This is a genomic window from Pontibacter sp. BAB1700 (assembly GCF_000277005.1).
Classification (GTDB): Bacteria; Bacteroidota; Bacteroidia; order Cytophagales; family Hymenobacteraceae; genus Pontibacter; species Pontibacter lucknowensis.
Window position 1 is genome coordinate 23,177 of record NZ_AKIS01000048.1, and the last position, 22,112, is coordinate 45,288.

A 22,112-nucleotide genomic window follows, 5' to 3' on the forward strand; every position below is an offset into this window, starting at 1 on the left:
CTTCTATTCTATTTGTCTAAAGCTTTTGCAGCTTCAATTAATTTAGGAAGTACCTCGAGCGCATCGCCAACTATGCCATAATCAGCGGCTTTAAAGAACGGCGCTTCCGGATCCTTATTAATAACGACAATCACTTTAGAAGAGTTAACCCCCGCCAGGTGCTGAATGGCACCAGAGATGCCGGCAGCAATGTACAGGTTAGGGCTTACGGTGATACCAGTCTGGCCCACGTGCTCGTGGTGAGGGCGCCAGCCGATGTCCGAAACAGGCTTGGAACAGGCCGTTGCCGCACCCAGTTCTTTGGCCAGTTCCTCGATCAGGTGCCAGTTCTCAGGGCCTTTCATACCGCGACCGCCGGATACGACGATCTCCGCCTCTGGCAGTAGCACGCCTCCACCGGTGTCCTGCATCACCGTCTCTTTTGGAGCAGCAGCAAAATCAGACTCCGCCAGATCAGCGGAAAGCTTCTCTACCGTAGCAGCAGAACCGCCGTTGCTGATGATGTCGGTGCTGTTTTTCTTTACTGCGATGATCTTCACATCGGATGTCAGGTTTACCTGAGCAAACGCCTTGCCTGAGAACACACCGCGTGTCACAGTAAAGTTACCGCCATCTATCTTCGGCAGTTCGGTTACGTTGGTAGCCAGTGAGGCGTTCAGGCGAACAGCCAGCTTAGAGCCTACCGCAGCACCAATGTTGGAGTTGGAGAACACCAGTACTTTGGCGCTTTCCTGCTGCGCTGCCTTTGCAATTACTTTCACGTACGCGTCGGCTACAAACTGCTTTAGGCGGTCGTCAGCGTCGTACAATACCTTGCTGATGCCCTGCTCGCCTAGTTTGGCCAGTGCCTCTTCGTGTACATCACCAATGGCTACCGCTGTGGCGGTTGTGCCCATGGCCTGCGCCACCTGACTGCCGTAGGATGCTGCCTCGAGTGAGGACTTCTTGATCTCTCCGTTCAGACCTTCTACAAATACTAATACAGACATATTACAGTACTTTAGCTTCGTTTCTCAATAGTTTAATCAATTCGCCGGCGTTCTCCGGTTCAATCAGCTTCACGCCGCTCTTTTTCTCGGGCTTGCTGTAGTTCACGTACTCCGACTTGGCTTCGCCGCCCGTAGGCTCCACAACTTTGAGTGGTTTGGTGCGGGCCGTCATGATGCCGCGCATGTTTGGTATGCGTGGCTCGCACATCGGCTGCTGGGCGCTGGCTACAAATGGCAGTTTTACCTCTACCACTTCTTTGCCACCCTCAATCTCACGCTCCAGACGGGCCGTGCTGTCGTCTACCATGTCCAGTTTAAAGGCTGGCGTCACAGACGGAATGCCCATCATCTCGCCTACCATGTTGTGCACCTGGAAGCCGTTGTAATCAATGGATTCCTTGCCCATTAGAATCATATCGTAACCGCCCTCGTTGGCTACGGCAGTAATCTGCTGCGCCACGAAGTAAGCGTCTTTCGGGTGTGCGTTCACGCGGATGGCGTCGTCGGCGCCAATGGCCAGTGCCTTACGTATATTGGGCTCAGCGTCAGCTTCGCCTACGTTCAGCACGGTTACGCTGCCGCCTTTGGCCTCTTTCAGCTCAATGGCGCGGGTCAGAGCGTACTCATCCCAAGGGTTGATTACGTACTGCACCCCGTTCTTGTCGAACTCTTTGTTATCTCCAGTAAAGTTGATCTTGGAAGTAGTATCCGGAACGTTACTGATGCAAACTAATATTTTCATATAATAAAATGTTAGCTTATTAAAAGTTAAATTTGATGCGAAGTTAGTTAAAATATAGCCAAATGGAAATGTCTCAAAATAGATTGCTGCAACTCTTCCAATTCTACAAAGAAGACCCCAACGACCCGTTCACGATATATGCGATTGCGACAGAATTGCGCAACTCCGAGCCGCAAAAGGCAATGGAGTACTACGAAATATTGCTCAACGAACACGAGCGCTACGTAGGCACTTATTACCATGCTGCCAGTCTGTACGCAGAACTTGGGCAACCTGAAAAAGCTGAGCAGACCTACAAAAAAGGCATGCTGATCAGCCGTCAGGAAGGCAACATGCACGCATTTGCAGAGTTGCAACAGGCGTACAACAAGTTTGCAGGCCTTGACTACGAAGACGAGTAGCACCTTTTGCGCTACAGATCAAAAATAGTATGCATGCAGCATATCTGCAAGTATAAAACAGGCTTTTATGCCGAAATGTTTTCTAATGGCTTCTGTAGCGTACTAGATATAGCGCCCGAAGGTTTACGATAGCAAAAAGAAAAGCCACCGCCTTTGCAGGTTTGGTGGCTTTTCCTGTTTATACTTTGGATAGCTACGATAAACTAACCACCAGATCGTCGGTGTTCACCAAAGAGCCTTCCGGCAAATGCAGGTCGGCAATCCTGGTGGCTTCTGAAGCTGTGATGGTGGTTTCCATTTTCATGGCCTCTATCACAAACAGCGGTGTGTTTTTCTTCACTTCCTGGTCCTTCTCCACCAGTATCTTTGAAAGCAGCCCCTGCAACGGTGCCCCGATGTGCTTCGGATTGCCTTTGTCCACTTTCTGGTGCTGTACCCGCTCCACTTTCACCGACTTGTCACGCACTTCGATGTTTCGCGTCTGGCCATTGAGTTTGAAGAACACGGTGCGCATACCGTCCTCGTCCACGTGGCCCAGCGACTGGTACTTGATCACGATGGACTTGCCGCGGGCGATGTCTATGATGGCCTCTTCACCGGGCTTCATGCCATAGAAGAAAAGGCGCGTCGGGATTTTGGAGACGTTGCCGTACTGTTCAAAGTGTTTGTGATAGGCCTCGTATACCTTGGGGTAGAGCTGGTACGAAAGAAAGTCGGTATACTTGGTATGCTCCCCGAATTTCTCCTGAAACTCCCTGAATTCCTGGTCCAGATTAATTGGCTCGAGGTGCTCGTTCGGACGCCCGTCGTATGGCTGTTCGTCTTTGAGCACGATAGCCTGCAGCTTTTTCGGGAAACCGCCCACCGGCTGGCCCAGATCACCGCGGAACAGCGACTGCACTGATTCCGGGAAGGAAATCTGCTCGCCACGCTCGAGAACATCCACCGTGGTCAGACCATTGGAAACAAGGTATAACGCCATATCACCCACTACTTTGGAGCTCGGCGTTACTTTCACCAGGTCGCCAAACAACTGGTTCACTTCGGCATAGGTTTCTTTGATCAATTCCCACTTATCACCCAAGCCCAGTGCATTGGCCTGCGGACGAAGGTTGGAGTATTGACCGCCCGGAATTTCGTGGTGGTATACCTCAGCCGTGCCAGCTTTCAAGCCAGACTCAAAAGGATAGTAGTACTCGCGCACTGTTTCCCAGTAGTTGGAGTGGCGATTGAGGCTCTTCTGATCGAACTCGCGGTGTCGCTCTTGAAAACGCATGGCTTCCACCATTGAGTTAAAGTTCGGCTGCGAGGTAAGGCCCGACATAGAACCCAAAGCCACGTCCACCACATCCACGCCTGCCTCTATGGCTTTGAGATAGGTGGCTGACTGTATACCTGATGTGTCGTGTGTGTGCAGGTGAATAGGCAGTTTCACCGTATCTCGCAGCGCCTCTACCAGCACCTGCGCAGCGTATGGCTTGAGCAAACCAGCCATGTCTTTGATAGCCAGAATGTGGGCACCGGCATCTTCCAATTGCTTGGCCAGTTGCAGGTAGTACTCCAGGTTATACTTGGTTTTCTTCGGATTGAGAATATCGCCGGTATAGCAAAGCGTACCCTCCGCCAGACCGCCTGTGCGCTTTCGCACGAAGTCGATGCAGGGCTCCATGCTCTTCATCCAGTTGAGGGAGTCGAAGATGCGGAAAATATCCACGCCCGTCTCCCAGGACTTCTCGACAAACGACTCAATCAGGTTATCCGGATAGGCCTTGTACCCTACCCCATTAGAGCCGCGGATGAGCATCTGCAGCAGGATGTTCGGCACCGCCTCCCGGATCTCGGCCAGCCGGCGCCACGGGTCTTCGTGCAGGAAGCGCAGGCACACGTCGAAGGTGGCCCCACCCCATACCTCCATGCTGAAGGTCTGTGGATGGTCCTTGGCATAGGCTTCGGCTATTTTGAGCATGTCGAAAGAGCGCATGCGGGTAGCCAGCAAGGACTGATGTGCATCCCGGAAAGTGGTATCGGTATAGTGGATTTGCTTATCGTTGCGCAGCCATTTAGAAAACTCCTCAGGGCCCAGTTCTGTCAGCAGGTCTTTTGTACCGCGCTCGTAGGGTTTGTTCAGGTTGAAGCCTGTGAAATCCGGTTTGGAAAGCACTTTGTCCGGATCAGGTTTCTTTACATCCGGGTGACCGTTCACGATCACATCAGCCAGGAAACTGAGAAGTTTGGTTGCGCGGTCCTTGCTCTTGCGGAACACAAAGAGCTCTGAGTGATTCTTCACAAAATCCACAGTCGCGTCACCGGAGATGAAGGTCGGGTGGTTGATAATGTTCTGCAGGAACTGGATGTTCTGCTTCACGCCTCGGATTCGGAATTCGTCCAGCGTGCGCGACATCTTCATAGCGGCATGGCGCAAAGTCGGTGCCTGTGCTGATACTTTTACCAGAAGAGAGTCGAAGAACGGACTGATCTTGGCACCCTGGTATACACTGCCCTGGTCGAGACGAATGCCAAAGCCACCGGCACTGCGGTAAGCGATGATGGTGCCATAATCCGGTTTGAAATCGTTCTCCGGGTCTTCGGTGGTGATACGGCACTGGATGGCCACACCGTTTGCCCGTACCGTGTGCTGCGGCCCGAGCAGTACTTCCTCGTGATCCAGGGTATAGCCATCGGCAATAAAGATCTGCGTTTTGATCAGGTCAATGCCTGTGATCATCTCGGTCACGGTGTGCTCCACCTGTATGCGGGGATTCACCTCGATGAAGTAGATGTTATTGTTGTGCGGCTCCACCAAAAACTCCACTGTGCCCACGTTGTTGTAGTTCACGGCTTTGCAAATGCGGATGGCGTAGTCGTAGAGTTGGTGACGGGTTTCTTCGCTCAGGCTGATGGCCGGAGCCACTTCTACCACTTTCTGGAAGCGGCGCTGCACCGAGCAGTCGCGCTCGAAAAGGTGGGTGATGTTGCCAAAGTTATCGGCCACGATCTGCACTTCAATGTGCTTTGGGTTCTCGACGTACTTTTCCAGGAAGAGCGTATCGTCGCCGAAGGCTTTCAGGGCTTCGTTCTTCGCCTCAAAAAAACCTTTCTCTAGTTGCTCGTCGTCCCGGATCACACGCATACCCCGACCGCCGCCGCCGGCAGCTGCCTTGAGCATAAGCGGATAACCAATGCGGTGCGCTTCTTCCAAAGCGGTGTCATAGGTGTTCAGATCCAGGTCGTTGCTCTGGATAATGGGTACCTCACAGCTTACGGCTACTTTTTTGGCCGATACTTTGTCGCCCAGCGCCCCCATCACCTCTGGTCGTGGACCGATGAAGATGATGCCGTTCTCGGCGCACTTGCGAGAGAAGTGCTGGTTTTCAGATAGGAATCCGTAGCCCGGGTGAATGGCATCTACTCCGTTCTCTTTGGCGATGGCGATGATGCCGTCGATGTCGAGGTAAGGCTGCAGCGGCTGGTTGTCTTTGCCGATCTGGTAAGCCTCGTCGGCCTTGTAACGGTGCAGGGAGTAACGATCTTCATAGGTATAAATGGCCACCGTTTGGATATTAAGCTCCGTACAGGCTCTGAGCACACGGATGGCAATTTCGCCGCGGTTAGCGACAAGTACTTTTTTGATTTTCATATAAGGTGAGATGTAAGGTATAGCTGCACTATATTTTTATGGATAAAGGGCGAAAAGGGGAACACCGATGCGCCACAGGTATAAGCAACACTATAATAATCTAGTATAGACGAATGGCAGACGGGAAATGAAGCGACCTGCCGTTTTGAAAACACCCCTTAATACAGGCTTTTTCCGGATAAGGTTATATTGCAAATCCGAAGGATATACAGCGGTATTTATACCTATAGATTAAAGCACCTGCAACATATTGCAAAACACTAATATACCTGTAGTTAGGCAGATAGCAAAAAATAGCGCCACCGTTAATCAGTGACGCTACCAAATAAACAACAACCTAAACTTTAATCTGATTAGAAAACCTATAGCTATACTTGTCTAGCCTTAGTGCTTTTTGTGCCCCGGTTCGTAGATCAGCCGGAAAAAGGTGCTCATGCGCTCCCGCTCTTTTGTAACAGGTATACCTGTCACAATACCGATCATCAGGCCCTCGTTGATCACCAATCGCATCTGCGGACGCAGCACCATGTCCATGTGTCCGCCCTGCATTTCCTTGTTTACCTCAAGGCCTACAAAGTTGCGGCTGTTCGGTATCATGTAGTGGGCACTGGTGTTGATCTCGTAACTGGTCTCCAGCCCGCTGTGGCCAAAGTGATTGAACACCCGCGGACCGGTATAGATCAGCGAGTGAAAGTTGCTGCCCCACTTTTTGGCCGCCACTAGAAAAGGGTTAAAAAGAAATCCCTGAAACACGTCATCCCTCCGGATGCGGTCGAGGTCTGTCAGTTCGAACTCAGTGATGGTGCCCAAGGCCATGGACGTATTGAACCGCTTGTTCACCAGAAAGGTATACTGCGCCGCCAGCTTCAGCGACTCGATGCGGTCAGAGGGTCGGTTCACCTCAGGGCGTCGGTCTTTGCTATTGGTTGTGTAAACCGATACTGGCACTTCGATTTCCAGACCCAACCTGTCGATCGGCGCCCATTCGTACTCCACCAGAAATTCATAGCGGTCGTAGCCAAGGTTGTCGGTCATGCCGGCACCGATGTTCCACTCCTTTTCCCCTTTGTGTGCGCCAAGATCCCGGATCAGGTCAATGTACAGGGGCTCTGCGTGGTTCAGTTTGAGCGGTTTTGGAGCTTGCTGCTGGCTTGTGTCAGGTATGGCTGTTTCTTGTGCGTAAGCAGTAAAAGAAAGTGTGGTAATAAAAGCTGAAAGAAAAAAAGTCCGTTTCATAAAAGGGTTAAACCGAAATATGAGCGAAAGTAGAACGGCACTATTAAAGGCATATTAAAAATAGATTAGAAATAGATTAAAGCAGCTGATATGAGGCAGGCAGACAAACTGTTTTTGACAGGTATGTGTATCTTTGCCACGCAATGTCGCAAAACCTGCTTCTTCTCTGGCTATCTTGTCTGCTCCTGCTCCAACCCTTGCAGGGCATGGCCGCTATACCTGACAGCACCAATGCAGCGCCAGACAAAGGACGTCTGCTGCTACTCGGCAGTGGCTTTACGGTCGGCTACACGGCCATGCTGGTTTCACTGAACAAGGCATGGTACAGCGATCAGGAACGTACGGGTTTCCACTTCTTCAACGACAACCGGCAGTGGAAGCAGATGGACAAAGCCGGTCATTTCTGGGGTGCCTTTCACCAGAGCCGTGCAGGTATAGACCTGCTGCGCTGGGCAGGCGTACCTGACAAAAAAGCAATCTGGTACGGCGGCCTGACAGGTATTATTCTACAAACGCCTATCGAGATATTCGACGGTTTCCAGTCTGACTACGGCGCTTCAGTGGGCGATGCGATTGCTAACACGGTGGGCTCAGCTGCTGTGGTGGCCCAGGAGTTGGCCTGGCGGGAGGTGCGCATCATGCCAAAGTTTTCTTTCCAGACCACCCGGTACGCCGAAGAGCGTCCCAATGTGCTGGGTAGTACCCTGCCGGAGCAAGTGCTCAAAGACTACAATGGGCAGACCTACTGGCTTTCCGTCAATGTAGGCAGCTTTCTGAAAGAAGAGAGCAGATACCCCAAGTGGCTGAGCATCGCGGTTGGCTATGGTGCACAAGGTATGGTATACAATGATCCGGAGTTGAATAAGGTACGCGGTTTCAATGCCCGCCGCCAGTTCTACCTCAGCCCCGACCTCAACCTGATGTACTTCAAAGGACGCAGCAAAGTGCTCAACACCACGCTATACGTGCTTAGCATCATCAAAATCCCGGCTCCCGCCCTGGAGTACAATCGCACAGACGGGCTGCGCTTCCATCCTGTATACTTCTAACTCGGCACGATTATTCCGCCGCACAAATCGTATCTTTGTGTAAAGTCAATTTGTACTTGTATAATAAGGTATAGCAAACAACGCTATGCCTCAGCACAGACTTTATACTTGTGACTAATGAACAACCATTAACGATAACAACCAACGAAAATATGAACGTAGGAGATCGCGTGCGCCTGATGTCAGGACGAGAGGAAGGCATCATCACCCGCATACTGGATAATAACATAGTAGAGGTCGCCATCGACAACGACTTCACTATACCTGTGTCACGTCGTGAAATCGTGCTGATCGCGCCGGAAGAAGCCAAGGCTTTCCGAAATGCAGAGCCTGAGCCCTACGCAAAGCCAGCTGCCCGCAAGGAACCGCCTGCGCCCGTATTGGCCGAAAAAGGCATATACCTGGCCATGGTGCACCAGTCAGACGAACTACTGGCCGCCACGGTGGTGAACAATACCGACTACGACGTGCTGTTCACCTGTGGCGAAGAGCGCAACAATCAGTACCGCGGTTTGCAGAACGATAAGTTGGCTCCGAAAGCCAGCCGGGTTGTGAGTCATTACCACATGAAAGACTTCGAGAAATGGCCCACGCTGATCGTGCAGTTTTTGCAGCACCGCAATGGCAGTCCGAGCTTGTTGGAGCCGGTGACCAAGAAGGTGCAGTTCCGAGCTAACTCCTTTTATAAGAGCAAGAAAACCGCTCCTGTCCTCAACAAAGAGGCCTACCTGTTTCAGCTCGACACCAAACCGGTGGCCGTAGACACCGACAAGATAAAAGAACAGCTTTCCGAAAAGCCCGCAGCACAGGAGAATATAAAAGTACAGGCGCCTGAGCACGAAGTAGACCTGCACATCGACAAGCTGGTGGAAGATTACAGCGGTATGAGCAACAGCGCCATGCTGAGGCTACAACTTGATCGTTTTCAGGATGCACTGGACCGCGCCATGGCCGCCAACATGCACGAGATCGTGTTCATCCACGGCACCGGCAACGGCGTGCTCCGCAAGGAGATCCAAAAGATACTGAGCCGCACCCCTGGCATCCGCTTCTTCGAGGATGCCAAGAAAGAGAAGTTCGGGTATGGCGCTACCCTGGTGAGACTGAGGTGAGTTGAGGAGTTGAGGAGTTTGAGAGTTTAGAAGGTAGAAGTTAGTAGCGTTACACGGTATCGTCCGTGCTTGATTGGAAATCTGTGCCCTGACCGCCTATTTTGAAGGGAACTTATACCTGCTTTCAACAATTTAACCTGTAAGCAATTCAACAATTTGCCATACCTTTGCAGGTATAGAAAGCTTAACAGCAAGCCGTCTTATCGCTGCTCCGCTTGGAGGAGAGGAAAGTCCGGGCAACACAGAGCATCCTACTTCCTAACGGGAAGGGGCCTTCCGGGAGACGGGTAGCTACAGCCAGTGCCACAGAAAATAACCGCCAGCTGCAAAGCTGGTAAGGGTGAAAAGGTGCGGTAAGAGCGCACCAGCGGCTGGGTGACCAGTCCGGCTGGGTAAACCTTAGGAGTTGAAAGACCAAATAGGCTGACAGCGCCTCGCTTCGGCGGAGCTAAGGGCTGCTCGTCCGATGTCAGTGGGTAGGTCGATGGAGCCTGTGCGCGAGTGCAGGCCTAGATAAATGATAAGACGTTGGGCTTCGGCACAGCGACAGAACCCGGCTTACAGGCTTGCTGTTAAACTTTTCTTTCTTTTCAATTCATTTCTTCCTTTTCTCTAGCGTAGAGTAGGTTACAGGTATAGCGGCGACATTGGTATACCGCAAGTTTAGCGTTAGCGCAAATGTTGTTGTGCATGGGGCCAGTTTGTAACTGGCGTACCAGCGACATTTGCAGGCATAGCAACCTAACTTGTTTCATTGCTTCGCCTGTGCGGAGGGCACCTTATGCCCTGGCCAGGCGGGCCTTACTTTTTGTCTTGACACAAAAATCGAGGGCCCCTACCCCCACTCGCTGAACGCTCTTGACAGGGGGATGACAATCATGCATGAAAATCCTATTTGTCCGTGAGGTAGGGGCCCTCTTAAAATCCTGTAAATCCTGATTCAGACAAGCTCTTCTTCGTATCTTTGCACCCTCAAATGACGCGATTATGACTGAGTTGAAACTATACGACCCCTTCCCGAACATGCAGTTCAGCGAAAAGCACTGCTTTTTGTGCGGGGCACATACCGGACCCGAGAACCGAACACCTGTATTCGCCACCTGGCTGCAGGACAGGTATAAGCTGCGTGACAAGGAGCTGCTTATGCTCGACAAGAGCGTCAGCACCTATGGTGAGCTCACCATCCCCTGCTGCGACCATTGCCATACCCAGCACGTTATTCCACTGGAGGAAGAAATAGCCAAAGCCACAGAAACAGGCATGGCCGGGCTGCAGGCGCTGGATCCTAAAAAGCTGTTCCAGTGGATTGGAAAAATGTACTATGGTACGCTGATCACGGAGCTGATCAAGGAAGCGGACCCGCTGATTATGCCGCAGAACCCGGTGAGTGAGAACCCGAAAATGCTGGGCAAATTCCGTGAATTCTTCAAGGTGCTGCAGTCCATGCGGGTGCCGATGGAGTTTTCCGATTTTCTACCCTGCTCCCTGTTTATGCTGGAGGTGAGCCCTACAGATGACGAACTACCTTTTGAATACCAGGACGAACTGACAACCATGGCTTTTAATATCAAGCTGGGGCCGGTCGTGCTCGTATGCACGCTTCTCGACAATGGCATCATTGGCAGAGCCCTTGGCAAACTTTACCGCCTGACACAGGATCAACAGCTGCATCCGGTACAGGTGGCTGAGTTTAAAGCGCGTGTATTTTATGCGGCTTATATCTTCAATGTAGTGCCCGAGTACTTTGAGCGACCACTCAAGCCGGAGGATACCCATATTACCCTTGACACCATTATCGATGATGTGACGAACGAGATTTTCAACCCCTGGGAGTTGACTTCTTATGCCCATATGTTGGAGGAAATGCTCAAACCCTGGGACATCCGCGAAAAAGAGATACTCGCTGAACCTGGCAAACCACTAAGTTTTCTACTGGATGATCAGCAAAACCTTAAACCAATGGAGCGTTTTCAGAAATAAGCTGAATCCGTTTCGCTTTATACCTGTTCCAAAATTAAAAAGAGCTCCCCGGCCTGTGCCAGGGAGCTCTTTTTAATTTGGTTACTATTATACTCTACTGCTCTATCACAAAGCTCACGTTAACATTAGAAGTCACCGTCACTTCCCCTCCTGCTATGGACGGACCGCCACTTTGTGCCATTTCCATATCCATCGACATTTTTGCATAGCCTATTCGCGGAGAGCCGTTAGAAGTATGTTCGTTGATGGAGTATACCTTACCCACTTTAGCACCTAGTTCAGCTGTCAGGGCATTGGCTTTTTGTTTGGCGTCGGCCACCGCTTTCTTGCGGGCTTCAGCACGGTGCTTCTCAATGTCTGAAACTCTGAAATAAATGTTATCGATGCGATTCACCCCATTGTCGTACAAACCAGAAAGCAGTTCGTCAAACCTGTTGATTTTTCTGATGACAATGGTCATGGTTTTCTGCGCCATGTAAAATTCGGGCTGTGCTTTCCCAAATTCGTTACCTGAATAAATAGGCTGCAGGTTCACGAAAGAGGTCTGGATATCCTTGGCATCCACGCCCTGCTTGCGCAGGTAGGCAATAATGGCAGCGGCTTGCTTATCGGTTTGCTTCCGGGCCTGATCCAGGGTCTTCTCACGTGTTTCCACTCCCAGGCTTATCACAACTTCATTTGGTTCAAGCTTCACCTCCCCTATTCCGTTCACACTGATAAGCGGAGGCATGATCTGTTGCTGGGCCATTGCCGGAAACATAGCTGCCAGCAAAAACACAAGGGCGATAAAAGATACTTTTTTCATAGTATTGAATAAAAAGGTTAGAAACACTCTGGTAAATATAGCTACTTGCTATATAGAACCAATTACAAAGGCCGTACCAGAAATGGATTTGCACAAAAAAACCCTTCACGATTTAAGCGAAGGGTTTCTAATAGCATGAGTTGCTTACTAAGCCTCTAAGTCAAAATCCTGGTCAGCTACATATTTGGCTACCAGCACAGCGCCCAGTGTCACAGCACCAGCCGTCAGGATAAGCTGTGTCGTGCTCATGCGGCGGGCACCCTGCAGCACCAGTTTGCCAACATCGTGCAATAGCTCAGGCAGTTTATCATGTTTGCCCTGGAACACATGCATAGCCGACTCTACTGTTTTAGACATATCATGTGGCTGTAGAAGTTTGAGAGCACTTTGTTCCTTCTTGCCCTGGCTTTGTCCGCCATTGCCGGCATTCTGGTTGCTCTTGTTATCGTTTTCCATAGTTATACTCGGTTTCGTTTAGGTATTAAGTTCAAGTGATTTTCTTATACGGCATTATGCGCGACAGGATATGACCTACCCCTCTGCACGACCACCGTACTTGGTGATCATCTCGCTCATGCGCTGCATCAGACTTTCGGCGCTGATCATCATGCTGGCCGGAAATCCTACTGACAGGTCACTGATCTCAAGCGACTTTGCCTCAGGATTATAGTTGAAACTGGCATTGACCCCCTTCTCGTTTATGCGTCCGCTGTTGCCCTGTAAGTTCATGCCATAGGTCTGAAGTTTGCTTTTCAGTTCATTGTAAGCCTCAGGCGTTACGCCGGTATATAGTGCTCTTTTTGACATAGTATTTATCCCTTTTATGAATGAAAGTATAACGGCACAAGATAAGACGAAGTTTACAAAAGTTACCGCTCGTCATATGCAAGAATCACCTGCTAAGGCATCAAAAGGGGGGACGATGCAGAACTTCCACTTTTTCGGAAAATAATTTTGCATACTAAAAATCAGCTTGTATATTTGCACCCGCAATACAGTAGCACGGTCCGTTCGTCTAGGGGTTAGGACTCCAGATTTTCATTCTGGCAACAGGGGTTCGATTCCCCTACGGACTACAAAAGGGGAAAAGTGATTTTGAGAATCGCTTTTCCCCTTTTCTTTTTCAACCACTTTCTACTCCAGCCCGAAAAGTATCAATACTGTAGGTTGAGGATTTATCAGGTGATTTAGTAAGCCTTCATCTTGCCCTGTCCCGGATGGATTAGGAACAGTGGCTGAGGAGTACTAGACTCAACCTTACCTTCTGAAGATTTTCCTATCTATTTTTACAACAATAAAAACCAAACTCCCTGCTGCAATAGAAATCAGCAGGTCCTGTGCTGACAAAGGCACAAGCCTGAAAAAGCTCTCCATAAACGGCAGATAAATAACGGCGAGCTGTAGCAGGATAGCGGATATCACCACCACTACCATCAGTGGGTTTGTGCTGATGGCAAGCGGAGAATGGGCCGAAGAGCGCAAAGCAAGGGCCTGGAAAACCTGCGCAAACCCTACGGTCGCGAAAATCATCGTTTGCCAGGTCAGGTCCTCAGGGTTGTTTGGGTTGTAGTAGTACAGGGCCAGTCCCAGCGAAACCGCCGCAATGGTCACGCCGACTACTCCCATCTGGTAGAAGTCTTTTCTCTCCAGCGCCCCTTTCTCCGGATTTCTCGGTGGTCTTCTCATGGTGTCCTTCTCCCCAGGCTCCGTGCCCAAGCCCAGGCCGAGCAAGCCATCTGTGAGCAGGTTCAGCCACAGCAGCTGCAAGGGCTGCAAGGCGATGACCATACCAAACAGGGGAGCAAGGAGCATGATCAGCACCTTGCCGATGTTGCCTGCCAGGGAGAACTTGATGAACCTAATCAGGTTATCGAATATCACCCTGCCTTCCTCCACAGCAGCGACAATGGTTGTGAAGTTGTCGTCGAGTAGCACCATGTCCGCCGCTTCCTTGGCCACGTCGGTTCCGGTTATGCCCATGGCTACCCCAATGTCAGCCCTTCGCAGTGCCGGGGCGTCATTCACCCCGTCGCCCGTCATGGCCACGACCTCCCCCTGGCTCTGCAGTGCGCTTACAATCCTTAGTTTGTCCTCCGGGGAGACGCGGGCATAGACGGAGGTGGTTTTGGCCAAACCCAGGAGCTCACCCTCATCTGCCTGCTGCAGCTTTTGGCCTGTCACCGCATCATACTGCTCCGTGAACAGCAGCTCACGGCCAATTGCCGAGGCAGTCAGGGGATGGTCGCCGGTAATCATGACAGGGCGAATACCTGCTAGTTTACAATTCTCCACGGCCGCTTTCACTTCTTCACGTGGCGGGTCTATCATACCTGCAAGGCCTACGAAGACCAACCCCTGCTCCGCATCCGTTCCACTGCTCGGCGCCTCCAGGCTGCGGAAAGCAAGCCCCAGCACCCTCATGCCATTTTGGGCCAGCCTCGAGTTGGCCTCCAGAATTCGCTCCCGCCACTCAGCGTTCAGCGGCACCTGCGAGTTGTTCACCCACACATACTCCGAAACGCTCAGCAGAGAATCGGGCGCGCCTTTGGTGCAGAGCAAAAAGGGAGTGTTCTGAAGCGGAAGTAAATAACCGGGTAACCCACCTTCCACTTTATGAATGGTGGACATCCTTTTCCTGGTGCTGTCAAAAGGCACCTCATCCACCCTCGGCAGGGTTTCGTAGAGATGCTCTTTACTGATTTCTCTTTTCGCGCCGGCTATGAGCAAGGCGGCCTCTGTAGGGTCTCCTATGACCTTCCCGCTATCATATTCTGCCCCGTGGTCGAGGGTGGCGTCATTGCATAGTACCGAAACGGCAAGGGCGAAATCCAGGTCATCTGCTGACGCGCTGTCCATTTCCGTCATGGCGGAGGGGTCTATCTCCACCGACCGCTCCGGCAGGTCCACCACCGTCACCGTCATCTTGTTCTGGGTAAGGGTGCCTGTCTTGTCTGAGCAGATGACCGTGACGGAGCCCAATGTCTCAACTGCAGGAAGCTTTCTGATCAGCGCGTTTCGTTTTAGCATGCGCTGCCCTCCCAATGCCAGTGTGATGGTGACAACCGCAGGAAGTCCCTCGGGAACGACAGCCACTGCCACGCTCACAGCTGTGAGAAACATGTCTGCGGCAGCCTCCCCCATAAGCATCCCCACACCGAATACCAGTGCGGCCGCCGCGGCGCCGAACAGGGCAAGCATCTTGCCGAGCTTGTCCAGCCTTTCCTGCAAAGGGGTCTTGCCTGAATCAACGGAGTCTATGAGGTTGGCGATTGTCCCGAGCTCGGTCTTCATCCCTGTGGAGACGGTGACACCGACCCCTCTTCCATAGGTCACCACCGTGCCCATGTAGGCCATGTTCTTCCTGTCACCCAGCGGGGGGTCTTCCTTGGGGATAGGGGCGGTGTCCTTGTCTATGGGCTCCGACTCACCTGTCAGGGCTGCCTCCTGTATTTTGAGGTTAAATCCGTCTATCACCCGGAGGTCTGCAGGTACACGTTGCCTGCCTCCAGCTCTACTATGTCTCCAGGCACCAAATCGGTTGCCGAAACTTCCCTGACTTTCCCGCCTCTTCTGACCCGCACTTTCGGAACCACCATACGGTTCAGCGCGGCCATGGCGCGGTCTGCGCGGTACTCCTGGAAGAAGCCGAGAAGCCCGAAGAGCAGCACGATAGCGAGGATGGCCACCGCCTCGGTGGTCTTGCCAAGGAAAAGAGAAAGCAACGCGGCGACTATCAGGATAACCACCATGGTCTCTGTGAACTGCTGAAGCAGCATCTTGAAAGGACTTTTCCCTTTCTTTTCCTCCAGCTTATTTGGCCCCACCTCCCTCAGAATAGCCTCGGCATTGGTATCTGTAAGGCCCGTGGCTGATGTCCTCAATTCAGAAAAGACCTGCTCGCTTGTTTTTGTATGCCAATTGTTCATAGAGGTTCGATTTACATCACCAATATAAGTTGCGGTTCCATCACCATTAACTTCTGAAACTATATTATAGCCTTTAGTGATACTGAAAATGTTTGGCTTGCCTTTGGGGCGCTCGAAACAATTCACTAAAAGTTACAGAAAACTGTCAGGTTGTGCTAAGGTTGGTAATCTACCTGTCTTCAAACGCTCAACTAATAAAATCAGCCTACTTTTTAGTCGATTTTCAAATCAGGTCAGGTATAGGAGGTATTTGGGAATATAGGAAAGTGATAGGATCCGAACTCTCTTAGTCTCTCTAGCTCAACCATTCTGATTTCTTTGGGGACGTACACGTGGTTCAATAGCCACCGAAAGATAAGAGATGTTGCATCAAAGGAGTTATTTAGACGCCACATCCCTTACATTGAAGTCCCCTGCCACTACGGAGGTGCCTTTTATACGAGCTACCGTTTCTTCAACCTCTTCCAATGTCAAGCACCCGTGCAGACTTCCCTGGTCTACCTGGCCTGAACACCAACGCCCATTGCAACCTGTAGCAATGGGGCGTTGTGAAAGACTCAAATCTGCTCCACAAAATCTAAAAAGACCTTTTTATGCAGCTCAAGGTCCATGTCAGGTGAAAGTGCTACACGGGCTATGTAGTCCTTGTCGTCTTCTTTCGTTGTCCCTTGAGTGGATGTAGCAGGTATTGTCCAATAACATCCTTTCAGTTGCCCGTAGCTCACGCAGTATTTACTTTCGTGGGGAATTTCTTCGATCATTAAATTGATCAGCTTTAAATTCAACTCCCTTTTATAGGCTTCCCTTTCTGCATCGGTATCCCCTTTCGTAGGAAGATCCAGTGAAAACACGGATGGCGTAAATCCTTCCTGCGCCAGTTCTTCGGAAACAAAATTGATTTTAGCTGCTGGCAAAACTTCCTTGATGAAGTTTACATAGTCACGTGTGTTCTTATAAGCATCTGCAATCCGTTGATTCATGGAAGGCAACTGCTCTGCGAGTATCTCCATCTGAAGATCTGTAGCCTCGTTGTCACAGAGTATCAGGTGCTGTTCTATTTTTTCGAGCAAAGCTTCTGCCTTTTTGTTTGCTACACAGTAGCCGGCAGTAACTTTTCCGCCACTCGGGAATTTCGATCCGCTAACATATGAAATTGTTCTGATCGTGGAGAGGATACTTCCTTCACTTGCGAACTGTACATTCGGGCAAAATGTCTGATCCAGGATAAAGACCGGATCGATCGCAACCTCACCGGCTGCATTCCTACGCTCTTTACTTAAGACATCTCTTAGTTTTTGAAGATCCGGAACCTCGACCCTCGGGTTTGTTGGAATCTCAGCGATGATGTAAGGGACAGCGTCCTGGTTGGCAATCCTGTCCAGCACGGTATCAATACTTTGAACCATATCGTGCTCCCCATCAACAAGTAAGTCCACTATTTCCACATTATCCAAACAGGCAGCTACCCGTCTTGCCTGGTCGTTTGTTCCACCATAGCAATTGGGGGGAACAATAAAGCGAATACCCTTTCCTTTATGTCTTTCCAGGGCCTCGTGTACCAGCCCCATCATGATGGCATACTGCATAGACAGGCCGGATGAAGCAACGAGCGCTTTTGTATTAGTTCCCGTGATTTTTCTGATTGACTCTACTACACGGGCTTTGTTCTTGGCTACATCACGCTGCCTATGATCGGAAGAAGGCTTTCCTGTCAGCTGCTGCAAGGCAGCAAAACTATTGGCCGGCGTCATGGCAATGGTTTCTCTTCTGCGCACATGCTGAATTTCGGAGATATAGCGCTCGTTTTGTTCACCATTCACCAATAAGATACTTCCAAACTGAGAGTGAACCTGAACAAAGAAATCAATCGTCGGGTTGAGTTCCACTTTACCAATCTCATCATCCTGCGAAATGAAAATGGTACTACCATTAAATTCAGAAACCTCTTCTATTTTTCCAACCTGCTTTAAGTCAAATTTATAACCATAAACTTGCTTCAGCACTTCAGCATCGAAGGCATCTGGTAAATCGCCGGTATAAAGGATCTGCGTGTTCTTACGATCCAGTAAGTTTTTTCTGAGAACTGCTAAGACAGGAACCGTTCTGGAAGAGAAACTGATAACATTCTCCGGTTTCAGATTATTCAACTTGGCAACACTCCATTCCAGTACAGAAGATAAGGGATGCCCTAACCGGATATAATCAAATGCAGTGGGCAATTCACTGAGCGCTGATGTTTCAGAATTGCTGTCTTTGTACAGTTTTTCAAACTGCTCTAAGAATTGGGTTTTGGCTAATTGTTCAGTGTAAATATCCAGTCGGTGGGTGGTGAGCTTCAACCAATCGGCTGGCATATTTTCTAATACACCTTGTATATAATGAAGCACTTTATTTCCTTCCATAATAATTATCTTGAGGTAAGCTATAAAATACAAAGTAGTAGAAAATATAACTTCCTGCCTAGTTTTAAACTGATTGAGAAGATGCTAAACTACTACTGTTGGTTATTCGGAGGCCTTCAACACCAAAGAAGGCTACCGCATAATCTTCTGCAAAAGAGAGGTACAAGTTTAGTCTTCGGATGCAGGTAACCGATCAATTTCATCATCATTTTTAGATGCATTGCGTTTAGCTTTTTTCGCCGCAGCTTTAAGAGACTCCTGATGTTTTTTCCTTTCCAGAAACTCTTTTTGGCGTTGCTTCTTCTGTTGGTCCCTTGCTCTGGTACTCATAACCTGATTTATTTTTAAAGTATCTGATTTTCGAATCTTACTAAGCCCCAATTTCCATAATAATCTTATTGCACAGCTGAGCTTCCTTCAAATATTTACGCAAAGCCGCTAAATCCATATGGATAGACTCCGACAATTCATACCTAAGGGCTAGCGCAGCAGCACCCAGGTATACCTGAAACGATTAGGATCAACTCATTTATTACAAGGGTATTTTCGGATAATTCTGCACTTCTGTTTCCTTGCCGCTTTTGAAGATTTTCAGCCGGCTAGGCCTATTCTGCTGCGCTACCTCATGTGCCTTTTCCAGGGCCTGCTCTTCGCCTTCAAATGCCTGTACCAGCTCCCTGTCATGGTCCAGCACGCACCACTGCTTTTTTTCCTTATTCCATTCCACCCGGTATGTTTTAAACTGCGCTTTGTTCTGAATCAGGTCAAGTATCACTTTACCATCGCTCTCGTTGCCATCCGGGTAAGGCATGGGCAGCAGGGCAAAAAACACATAGTATAGCGAGAAGTACGTGAATTGGTAAGTTAGTATACCTGGCTCCAGTGTCTTGTTCTCGATGAGGTAAATTACCACGAGCGCTGCAAGTGTATTAAACAATGCTCCTCCAGAAAATATGAGGATGTTGGCAAACCGTTCGTTTCGCTTCAGGTTTTCAAAAGTGCAGAGGCCATACCAAAAGTAGTACTTTCGAACTTCCACTATACCTATCCTAAAAAGCACTTTACCAGCGCCTATAGAAACTTTTATGTTCTTCCCACCCATCAGCCAGGCGAAAAACACATGACCTGCCTCGTGCACAAAAGAAATGATCGGTAGTACAAGAAAGAAAGCCAGGAAAAACTTAGGGAGGTCATTTATTTCAAACATAGCTTCAGGTATACGTTTTACAGAAAGCCGGATGCTGCCATAGAAGCAAATATGACTGTCATCACATGACCTCAGGTGTTACCAGGTTGCGTATACCTGACACAATCATGTCGATACCGATGGCACCCAGGAAAAAGCCGTTGATACGCAGTAACAACTCCATGTTCTTATCAAAAGCAACCTGCACTTTTTTGGAGCGCATACTCCGGCGTATATATTTCAGCCCATGATAATGCCAAAGTTGATCAGCATGATACTCACGAGCGAAAGCACCCCTTGCCACAGCACCATTTGCTCCGACATCAGTACGGTAAGCGATATGGTACCGGCACCCACCATGAAGGGCAGAGCAATTTCTGAGGCCAGATCGTGAAGATCGCCTTTTATCTGAATGAAGGCTTTCTTGCCTTGCACAATAAACATATAGGCAAAGGAGAACAGCACAACGCCGCCGAATATCCGAAATGACTCAAAATTGATGCGGAACACTTTCTGAAACACCAGGTCGCCCAGCAGCAGAAAAACCAGGTAGATACCAAAGGAAATACTGCTGGCTTTAATAAAAACAGATCGGAAGTCTTCATCCGACAGGTCTTTCATGATGGGCTTCAGGTATAGGAAAAGCGCAAAAGGGTTGAGCATTACCAAAAAACTAACGATTGCTGTAATCATAAATATCAGGACTGGTTGAGGGTGCCTTTAACTACGCAGCACAGCACAGGTAGATATATAAAAAGCGGGATCAGGCGAGTCATCAACCCACTTTTAGTTGACAGCCAGTACCTAAGGATTGGCTGTTCGTTCAGAAAATATTATTCGGGAGAGAAGCCAGTATCTGCTAAATCGACTGGTTATCAAAAATGAATTCCATGGTATAGGTGTGGTACTCGGGCTGCGTAATACCAGCTACATACGGCAGGTTGTGCTCTTGTGTGTACTTCGCTTTGTAGGCTTGGTCTACCTGCAGGTTCAGGTCAGTATCACTTACCTGCTCTCCTCTTACGTTCAGCACATGTTGGCCGTATTGAATCTGCCCGACGCCTTCTTCCAGAAAAGCAGTGAACCAGCTTCTGTTACTTTTGGTCCAGCTTCGGGCAAAAACCCTTCCTGCTACTTCGACCATCCAGATGTTCAGAAAAGTCTCACGTTCTACGCCTCCTTTTATACCTACTAATGTGGAGGAGCCCAGGTAGGCTATAAAATCAGTCGGGAAGGGTTGTTGCTTCATGATCTGTATCTGATGAGATTTAGCGTGCACTGGCTACCCGCACCTGTTTCTTTGTACTTTTTGGTTGGGCCGGATACATAAAATTGCGCACATCCTTCATGTAGTTCAGGCTGCCATTGGTCAGGTTGCTGAGCACAATGATGGAACTGTGGTCTTTTGGGTTGCGCAGGAAATAAGTGTTGAAACCATGCCACAAGCCGCCATGGTAAATTACAGTATCGCCACTCTCCACCTGCTTCAGACGAAAGCCGAAGCCGTAGGACTCTGCCCGCTTGTTGATCTTTCCGGTTGGCATAAAGGCCTCCTCCAGCGTTTCGCGCTTCACCAGTTTTTGGGTATAGAGCGCCTGGTCCCATTTATAAAGGTCTTCTACGGTTGAGTACATACCCTTATCACCCAGCACGGTGTCCTGGTAGTCGGGCAGGCGCTTGCGACGACCACCAATGTGCCCTGTAGCCACACGACCGGTTTGGGTGACCAGTTCGTGGTTGAAGGTATAGGTGTCATGCATTTTGAGCGGCTCAAAAATATGCTCCCGCATAAACTCTGCAAAAGGCTGCCCGGAAGCCTTTTCTACCACGGAAGCCAGCAGCGCATAGCCTGTGTTACTATAGCTGAAGGTACGGTCAGGCTGGTAATAAATATTGGGTTTGTGCACAGCCATCATGCTCAGTACATCATCGTTGCTCAGGTCCACTTTACGGTCTGGCCAGAATTCTTCGCTGAAATAGGTATAGTTGGGCAGACCGGAGCGGTGCGTGAGCAGCTGGCGCACAGTTATGCCTTTGTAAGGAAAATCAGGGATGTATACCTGTAGGCTGTCATCGTAGCTAAGCTTACCTCGCTCCTTAAGCATCATGATGGCCATGGCCGTAAACTGCTTCGATACGGAGGCTAGCTGAAAAACCGTCTGGGTGCTGAGGGTGTCTTTCGTCTTGAAATCAGCATACCCGAAAGCGCCACGGTAAATGATCTGGTCATACTTGGTCACGAGTACTGTCCCGTTAAAGCCCTTGCGCTTGTGCAAATGCGTGAAAAGGGAATCGACCTCTTTACCAAGTTTGGTCGCAATGGTGGGTGTAAAGGTTTCAGGTACCTCTACGTGTAATTCACAGTCCTCCTCGACGATCAGCTCTTCGTTCTGAAAGCCGGAGCAGGCACTAAAAGATAGAAATAAAGCGCATGCCACTACGCTCCGGATTAAAAGCGATTGAATGTTACTAAAAGCCATACCTGAAATATACCAACAAGGGAAATGAGCTTTAAATATAAAGGAAGTTTCTGGTTTTTAGGAAAGGAAGTTTCACAAATTTGTAAAAGAAGGTCCACTAGTAAATTCACCATAACTGACTACAGCAAAATCGGGATCAGGATGAATTAGACAGGCCTGAATACTTT

Annotated in this window: 20 protein-coding genes, 1 tRNA gene and 1 other RNA gene; 6 read left to right on the forward strand and 16 right to left on the reverse strand. The window is 49.7% G+C overall.

From position 1 onward, the window contains the following. Window positions 1-8 precede the first annotated feature (8 nt). On the reverse strand, window positions 9-989 hold the full coding sequence (locus tag O71_RS06505; RefSeq protein ID WP_007654559.1) for an electron transfer flavoprotein subunit alpha/FixB family protein: 981 nt from the start codon (window positions 987-989) through the stop codon (window positions 9-11). A 1-nt stretch (window position 990) separates the two neighbouring features. Further along, complete coding sequence (locus O71_RS06510) at window positions 991-1,731, reverse strand: electron transfer flavoprotein subunit beta/FixA family protein (protein WP_007654560.1); 741 nt, start codon at window positions 1,729-1,731, stop codon at window positions 991-993. A 68-nt stretch (window positions 1,732-1,799) separates the two neighbouring features. Between O71_RS06510 and O71_RS06515 the strand changes: the two genes are divergently transcribed. Then, window positions 1,800-2,132: a hypothetical protein gene (locus O71_RS06515; protein ID WP_040573853.1), complete on the forward strand. Its 333-nt coding sequence runs from the start codon at window positions 1,800-1,802 to the stop codon at window positions 2,130-2,132. Window positions 2,133-2,325: 193 nt separating this feature from the next. Here the strand turns inward: O71_RS06515 and O71_RS06520 are convergent, their stop codons facing one another. After that, complete coding sequence (locus O71_RS06520; RefSeq protein WP_007654562.1) at window positions 2,326-5,769, reverse strand: pyruvate carboxylase; 3,444 nt, start codon at window positions 5,767-5,769, stop codon at window positions 2,326-2,328. A gap of 384 nt (window positions 5,770-6,153) precedes the next feature. Beyond that, window positions 6,154-7,005, reverse strand: a complete 852-nt coding sequence (locus O71_RS06525) for an HAEPLYID family protein (RefSeq protein ID WP_007654563.1) — start codon at window positions 7,003-7,005, stop codon at window positions 6,154-6,156. A gap of 143 nt (window positions 7,006-7,148) precedes the next feature. Between O71_RS06525 and O71_RS06530 the strand changes: the two genes are divergently transcribed. From O71_RS06530 to O71_RS06540, 4 genes are all read left to right on the forward strand, one after another. Next, window positions 7,149-8,054, forward strand: coding sequence for a DUF2279 domain-containing protein (locus O71_RS06530; protein WP_040573834.1), 906 nt, complete (start codon window positions 7,149-7,151; stop codon window positions 8,052-8,054). Window positions 8,055-8,206: 152 nt separating this feature from the next. Next, window positions 8,207-9,166 carry a DUF2027 domain-containing protein gene (locus O71_RS06535; RefSeq protein WP_007654574.1) on the forward strand — a complete coding sequence of 320 codons (960 nt, stop codon included), beginning with the start codon at window positions 8,207-8,209 and terminating at the stop codon, window positions 9,164-9,166. Window positions 9,167-9,353: 187 nt separating this feature from the next. Beyond that, window positions 9,354-9,743: RNase P RNA component class A (rnpB, locus tag O71_RS21520), an RNA gene on the forward strand. Between the two features lie 410 nt (window positions 9,744-10,153). Beyond that, window positions 10,154-11,146: a hypothetical protein gene (locus O71_RS06540; RefSeq protein ID WP_040573836.1), complete on the forward strand. Its 993-nt coding sequence runs from the start codon at window positions 10,154-10,156 to the stop codon at window positions 11,144-11,146. Between the two features lie 94 nt (window positions 11,147-11,240). Here O71_RS06540 and O71_RS06545 read toward each other — a convergent pair whose 3' ends face one another. The 3 genes from O71_RS06545 to O71_RS06555 form a co-directional block, all read right to left on the reverse strand. Next, the gene (locus O71_RS06545; protein ID WP_007654579.1) at window positions 11,241-11,951 is read right to left on the reverse strand and encodes an SIMPL domain-containing protein; all 711 of its coding nucleotides are present in this window, start codon (window positions 11,949-11,951) and stop codon (window positions 11,241-11,243) included. Between the two features lie 147 nt (window positions 11,952-12,098). Continuing rightward, window positions 12,099-12,407: a hypothetical protein gene (locus tag O71_RS06550; RefSeq protein ID WP_007654587.1), complete on the reverse strand. Its 309-nt coding sequence runs from the start codon at window positions 12,405-12,407 to the stop codon at window positions 12,099-12,101. A gap of 75 nt (window positions 12,408-12,482) precedes the next feature. Then, window positions 12,483-12,758 (reverse strand): hypothetical protein, encoded by a 276-nt coding sequence (locus tag O71_RS06555; RefSeq protein ID WP_007654589.1) that lies wholly within the window; start codon window positions 12,756-12,758, stop codon window positions 12,483-12,485. 197 nt (window positions 12,759-12,955) lie between these two features. On the opposite strand from O71_RS06555, the gene O71_RS06560 reads away from it, so the two are divergent. After that, window positions 12,956-13,027: transfer RNA gene (locus tag O71_RS06560), tRNA-Glu, on the forward strand. A gap of 181 nt (window positions 13,028-13,208) precedes the next feature. Here the strand turns inward: O71_RS06560 and O71_RS06565 are convergent. From O71_RS06565 to O71_RS06590, 9 genes are all read right to left on the reverse strand, one after another. After that, window positions 13,209-15,425: an HAD-IC family P-type ATPase gene (locus tag O71_RS06565; protein ID WP_155800621.1), complete on the reverse strand. Its 2,217-nt coding sequence runs from the start codon at window positions 15,423-15,425 to the stop codon at window positions 13,209-13,211. Beyond that, window positions 15,422-15,877 (reverse strand): cation-transporting P-type ATPase, encoded by a 456-nt coding sequence (locus O71_RS23720; RefSeq protein WP_155800624.1) that lies wholly within the window; start codon window positions 15,875-15,877, stop codon window positions 15,422-15,424. The genes O71_RS06565 and O71_RS23720 overlap by 4 nt, the downstream gene beginning before the upstream one ends. Window positions 15,878-16,434: 557 nt before the next feature. Beyond that, on the reverse strand, window positions 16,435-18,279 hold the full coding sequence (locus O71_RS06570) for a PLP-dependent transferase (RefSeq protein WP_007654591.1): 1,845 nt from the start codon (window positions 18,277-18,279) through the stop codon (window positions 16,435-16,437). 168 nt (window positions 18,280-18,447) lie between these two features. Beyond that, window positions 18,448-18,609, reverse strand: a complete 162-nt coding sequence (locus O71_RS23725) for a hypothetical protein (RefSeq protein ID WP_155800627.1) — start codon at window positions 18,607-18,609, stop codon at window positions 18,448-18,450. A 202-nt stretch (window positions 18,610-18,811) separates the two neighbouring features. Continuing rightward, the gene (locus O71_RS06575; protein WP_007654593.1) at window positions 18,812-19,486 is read right to left on the reverse strand and encodes a site-2 protease family protein; all 675 of its coding nucleotides are present in this window, start codon (window positions 19,484-19,486) and stop codon (window positions 18,812-18,814) included. 61 nt (window positions 19,487-19,547) lie between these two features. Then, window positions 19,548-19,688: a hypothetical protein gene (locus O71_RS23730; RefSeq protein ID WP_155800630.1), complete on the reverse strand. Its 141-nt coding sequence runs from the start codon at window positions 19,686-19,688 to the stop codon at window positions 19,548-19,550. Window positions 19,689-19,705: 17 nt separating this feature from the next. After that, window positions 19,706-20,158, reverse strand: a complete 453-nt coding sequence (locus tag O71_RS06580; protein WP_071530843.1) for a MarC family protein — start codon at window positions 20,156-20,158, stop codon at window positions 19,706-19,708. Between the two features lie 166 nt (window positions 20,159-20,324). Further along, entirely contained in the window at window positions 20,325-20,714 is a 390-nt protein-coding gene (locus O71_RS06585) for a DUF2255 family protein (RefSeq protein ID WP_143732134.1), read from the reverse strand. Window positions 20,715-20,733: 19 nt separating this feature from the next. Further along, window positions 20,734-21,903: a serine hydrolase gene (locus O71_RS06590; protein WP_007654599.1), complete on the reverse strand. Its 1,170-nt coding sequence runs from the start codon at window positions 21,901-21,903 to the stop codon at window positions 20,734-20,736. Window positions 21,904-22,112: the final 209 nt, after the last annotated feature.

Bases quoted from the DNA above. Each gene is read 5' to 3' on its own strand.
- O71_RS06515 (WP_040573853.1), top strand. From the start codon at position 1,800: ATGTCTCAAAATAGATTGCTGCAACTCTTCCAATTCTACAAAGAAGAC.
- O71_RS06510 (WP_007654560.1), bottom strand. From the start codon at position 1,731: ATGAAAATATTAGTTTGCATCAGTAACGTTCCGGATACTACTTCCAAG.
- O71_RS23720 (WP_155800624.1), bottom strand. From the start codon at position 15,877: ATGAACAATTGGCATACAAAAACAAGCGAGCAGGTCTTTTCTGAATTG.
- O71_RS06545 (WP_007654579.1), bottom strand. From the start codon at position 11,951: ATGAAAAAAGTATCTTTTATCGCCCTTGTGTTTTTGCTGGCAGCTATG.
- O71_RS06580 (WP_071530843.1), bottom strand. From the start codon at position 20,158: ATGATTACAGCAATCGTTAGTTTTTTGGTAATGCTCAACCCTTTTGCG.
- O71_RS23725 (WP_155800627.1), bottom strand. From the start codon at position 18,609: ATGAGTACCAGAGCAAGGGACCAACAGAAGAAGCAACGCCAAAAAGAG.
- O71_RS06525 (WP_007654563.1), bottom strand. From the start codon at position 7,005: ATGAAACGGACTTTTTTTCTTTCAGCTTTTATTACCACACTTTCTTTT.
- O71_RS23730 (WP_155800630.1), bottom strand. From the start codon at position 19,688: ATGCGCTCCAAAAAAGTGCAGGTTGCTTTTGATAAGAACATGGAGTTG.
- O71_RS06535 (WP_007654574.1), top strand. From the start codon at position 8,207: ATGAACGTAGGAGATCGCGTGCGCCTGATGTCAGGACGAGAGGAAGGC.
- O71_RS06575 (WP_007654593.1), bottom strand. From the start codon at position 19,486: ATGTTTGAAATAAATGACCTCCCTAAGTTTTTCCTGGCTTTCTTTCTT.
- O71_RS06520 (WP_007654562.1), bottom strand. From the start codon at position 5,769: ATGAAAATCAAAAAAGTACTTGTCGCTAACCGCGGCGAAATTGCCATC.
- O71_RS06530 (WP_040573834.1), top strand. From the start codon at position 7,149: ATGTCGCAAAACCTGCTTCTTCTCTGGCTATCTTGTCTGCTCCTGCTC.
- O71_RS06570 (WP_007654591.1), bottom strand. From the start codon at position 18,279: ATGGAAGGAAATAAAGTGCTTCATTATATACAAGGTGTATTAGAAAAT.
- O71_RS06585 (WP_143732134.1), bottom strand. From the start codon at position 20,714: ATGAAGCAACAACCCTTCCCGACTGATTTTATAGCCTACCTGGGCTCC.
- O71_RS06505 (WP_007654559.1), bottom strand. From the start codon at position 989: ATGTCTGTATTAGTATTTGTAGAAGGTCTGAACGGAGAGATCAAGAAG.
- O71_RS06550 (WP_007654587.1), bottom strand. From the start codon at position 12,407: ATGGAAAACGATAACAAGAGCAACCAGAATGCCGGCAATGGCGGACAA.
- O71_RS06540 (WP_040573836.1), top strand. From the start codon at position 10,154: ATGACTGAGTTGAAACTATACGACCCCTTCCCGAACATGCAGTTCAGC.
- O71_RS06555 (WP_007654589.1), bottom strand. From the start codon at position 12,758: ATGTCAAAAAGAGCACTATATACCGGCGTAACGCCTGAGGCTTACAAT.